The following is a 3,175-nucleotide window of genomic DNA, read 5'->3' as shown; positions in this document are numbered from 1 at the left end:
GTGACGCAGACGGCGGCGCAAGCTGCGCCAGCCGTCAGCGCCCAAGGCAGCTCTGGGCCGCTGGGCTCGGGCGGTCAGAGGCGTTCGACGTCGCCTTAGAGGTCGACGGCGACCTTGAAGCTCCGTAGATCATGCGCTTGCCGTCGAAGGGCATGTCCTTCATGTCCATCATGCCGGCGAGGCGGGGATCCTTCATGACCTTGGCGTTGATGCGGTCGCGGTCCCTCCGTGATTTGTAGACGATGTAAGAGAAGACCACCGTCTCGGTGGGCTTCATCTTCACGCTGCGCGGAAAGGAAGTGAGCTTTCCCTTCTTCACGTCATCGGCGATGCACTCCTTGAACTCGAGCGCGCCGTATTCCTTCCAGATCTTGCCGGCCTTGCGCGCCAGCCGCTTGTAGGCGTCGATCTTGCTCTTCGGCACGGCAACGATGAATCCATCGACATATGGCATTGAGTTGCTCCTCGGTTGGCCCCGGCGCCGCGTTGCTTATGATTTGCGCTTGTAGTGCGCGGTCATGAACTGGATCCACTTGCCGTCCTCGCCCGGCATGCGTGACTTCAGAGTGCGGTGGTCGTCGCTCACGAACTCGATGATGTCCTGATATCGCGACATACCGCCGTCGCCGGTGAAACTCGGGCCTTCGGTGTCGAGGGTCAGGATTTTACCGGATCCGTCGAGCGTTCCTTCGTAGGACCACAGATGGGTCATCATCGAGGCAACGAACGTGCCGACAAATTTCTGCTTCTGCGGGTCATAGCCGAGCGTCATGATGCTCTTGACGGGCGTGCCGTCCGGCGCGTCGCCCGTGCCTTCGCCGATGGTCCATAGGCCGCCGAGCGACCGGACGCTCTCGGTGCCCGTCGACTCCATGGGCGGCTGATCGGGGCCCATGGAGCATTCCATCTCGCACGTCCAGTCGCCGACAAGCTTGTGCAGCCACTCGTGCTCCTTCTGGGGCTCGGCCTTCGGGCAAGGATTCTCCGGGGCTTGCTCGGAAGATTTGGTCTCGGTCATGGTCATGCTTCAGAACTCCTCTACATTGGCCGGACGGACCGGCCCGGTTGAACGCGATCCAATCGGTTATTTCGGCTTCTCGCAATTGACCATCCACTGGGTGCCGAAGCGGTCGACGAGGACCCCGAACTTGTGGGCCCAGAACGTCTCTTCCAGAGGCATGATGGCAGTGCCGCCTTCGGCGAGCGCCTTGAACACGCGCTCGGCCTCGGTGGGCTCAGGAATGTTGAGGGTCACCGAGACGCCTTGCATGGGCTTGAAGCGGTCCGGGCCGCGTCCGACGCATGATGACCTGGTCGCCCATCACGATGCGGGCATGGGCGATCTTCTTGCGCATGTCCTCTGGAACGGGATGATCGCCCGGCATGTCTCCGTAAGCGAGCAGGGCCACGACCTCGCCGCCAAGCACCTTGGCATAGGTGTTCATGGCTTCCTCGCACGTGCCGGGGAAGTTCAGATACGGATTGAGTTTCATGACGCACTCCTGTGGGAAAAAGACCTAGGCGTTGTCCAGATGGGACTCGAGCTTTTCGAAGGTTCCGGTCCAGCCGGCCTGCATGGAGTCTCGACCCTCGTCGAAGGTCTCACACTCGGACTCGGTCGCCTCGTAGGGCAGCCATTCGACCGTGACCGTGGTCTTGCCGTCTGCTTCGGTGAACGAGATCGTGGTGTGCATCTGGAGCGGCCACTCGGGCGCCATCGGATGGCGGGTGAGGCCGCACTCTGGATCCGAGAAGGAATTGATGAACACCAGCCGCTCCTCTGGAACGATCTCGCGGAAGACCATCCGGCCCCACATCTCCTGTCCTTGCGGCGACAGCATGCGGTAGTGGAACATCCCGCCGGGCCTGAGATCGAGGGTCTTCACATCGGCGCTGAAGCCTTTCGGGCCCCACCACTGGGCCATTTGCTCCGGCTCGGTCCAAGCCTTCCAGACACGGTCCAGCGGGGCCTTGAAGGTGCGGGAGATCACAAACTTGGGTGCGGTGCTGGTCGTTTCCTGAGTATCGTTCACGCTACTTCTCCTCCTCAAAACTTGCCGCGTTCATGATGGTGATTGGTCTGATCTCGACCGCGCCTTTGGCGCGGGCACACGGGGTGTCCGCGATCAATCGGACGGCTTCGTTCAAATCGGCCGCCTCGATGATGCCGAAACCGGCGAGCGGCAGCTTTGTGTCGGTCAGCGGCCCTTCGCTCGTGGCCGGGATGCCATTCCAGGCGCGAACTGTTGTGACTTGGAGACCCACGGCCGCTACGAGGTCGCCGCGTTCCCGAAGGACATCGTCCCGGGCAAGCAGTGCAGCCTGCTCGCTCTCGGTGAGAGCCTTCCAGTCGTGCTCGCCGCCATAGGCCAGACAAAGATATTTCATTTCGCACCGGCAACTTCCCCGTCGTAAGCGCGCTTCAACGCTTCGATGTCGAATTTCTTCATCTGAAGGAAGGCCTTGGTGACGCGCTGGGACGCGGCGTGGTCCTTGCTCGTCAGCATCTCGGGCAGAACCCGCGGCACGACCTGCCAGGAGAGCCCGAAGCGATCTTTCAGCCAGCCGCAGGGGCCTTCCTCGCCGCCGTCGGTGAGCTTTTCCCAATAGTGGTCGATTTCCTCCTGGTCGTCGCAGAGGATCTGGAAGGAGATCGCCTCGCTGAAGGTGAATAGCGGGCCGCCGTTCAGCGCGACGAAGCGTTGACCGTCGAGGAAGAACTCGACGGTCATGACGGTGCCGGCCTCGCGGCCGTGAATCTCGAAGCCCTCCTTGCCGTAGCGGCTGATCTCGCCAATGCGCGAATTGGGGAAGATCGAGACGTAGAGGTTCGCCGCGTCCTCCCCCTGGTCGTCGAACCAGAGGCAGGGAACGATCTTTTGCGTGGCGAGCGACATGGGCTACTCCCAAAGTTTGGCGATGGACTTAAGCGATCAGGCTGCGTCGGCGCCCTGCGCCGAGCCGCAGCAGGACTTGGACTTGGGAGCGTCCTCGTATTCGTCGTGGCGTCTGACCCAATCCATGATCTCCGTCTCGTTGCGGCCCTTCGGTGTCAGGTCGAGGAAGTTGTGCGCGCCAACCAGAATGTCGAGACCGCGCGCATAACTTGAATAGGTGTGGAAGATGTCGCCGTTTTCGTCCTTGTAGAAGACGCTGACGCCGGGCAACTCATCCC

General features: G+C 61.7%; 7 protein-coding genes and 1 pseudogene. All 8 read right to left on the bottom strand.

Going from position 1 to position 3,175, the window contains the following annotated elements; translation table 11 throughout:
• Positions 1-121: 121 nt before the first annotated feature.
• A pseudogene (locus tag AUC71_RS06395) lies at positions 122-454 on the bottom strand (DUF1428 domain-containing protein); the annotation flags it as partial.
• 36 nt (positions 455-490) lie between these two features.
• Positions 491-1,024 carry a DUF1579 domain-containing protein gene (locus tag AUC71_RS06390; RefSeq protein WP_244500830.1) on the bottom strand — a complete coding sequence of 178 codons (534 nt, stop codon included), beginning with the start codon at positions 1,022-1,024 and terminating at the stop codon, positions 491-493.
• Positions 1,025-1,084: 60 nt separating this feature from the next.
• Entirely contained in the window at positions 1,085-1,255 is a 171-nt protein-coding gene (locus AUC71_RS20935) for a VOC family protein (protein WP_244500829.1), read from the bottom strand.
• Positions 1,236-1,493: a VOC family protein gene (locus tag AUC71_RS20930; protein ID WP_244500828.1), complete on the bottom strand. Its 258-nt coding sequence runs from the start codon at positions 1,491-1,493 to the stop codon at positions 1,236-1,238. Before AUC71_RS20930 ends, AUC71_RS20935 begins: the two co-directional genes overlap by 20 nt.
• Before the next feature lie 24 nt (positions 1,494-1,517).
• Complete coding sequence (locus AUC71_RS06380; protein WP_069623601.1) at positions 1,518-2,033, bottom strand: SRPBCC family protein; 516 nt, start codon at positions 2,031-2,033, stop codon at positions 1,518-1,520.
• A 1-nt stretch (position 2,034) separates the two neighbouring features.
• Positions 2,035-2,388: a YciI family protein gene (locus AUC71_RS06375; RefSeq protein WP_069623600.1), complete on the bottom strand. Its 354-nt coding sequence runs from the start codon at positions 2,386-2,388 to the stop codon at positions 2,035-2,037.
• Positions 2,385-2,897, bottom strand: a complete 513-nt coding sequence (locus tag AUC71_RS06370) for a VOC family protein (RefSeq protein ID WP_069623599.1) — start codon at positions 2,895-2,897, stop codon at positions 2,385-2,387. The genes AUC71_RS06375 and AUC71_RS06370 overlap by 4 nt, the downstream gene beginning before the upstream one ends.
• Positions 2,898-2,933: 36 nt before the next feature.
• Positions 2,934-3,175, bottom strand: a 242-nt coding sequence (locus AUC71_RS06365; RefSeq protein WP_141701498.1) for a DUF899 family protein, incomplete at its 5' end; no start/stop codon positions are given.

The sequence above is a fragment of the Methyloceanibacter marginalis genome (genome assembly GCF_001723295.1).
In the GTDB taxonomy this organism is placed as follows: domain Bacteria; phylum Pseudomonadota; class Alphaproteobacteria; order Rhizobiales; family Methyloligellaceae; genus Methyloceanibacter; species Methyloceanibacter marginalis.
This window is presented reverse-complemented; position numbering and strand designations above follow the sequence as displayed.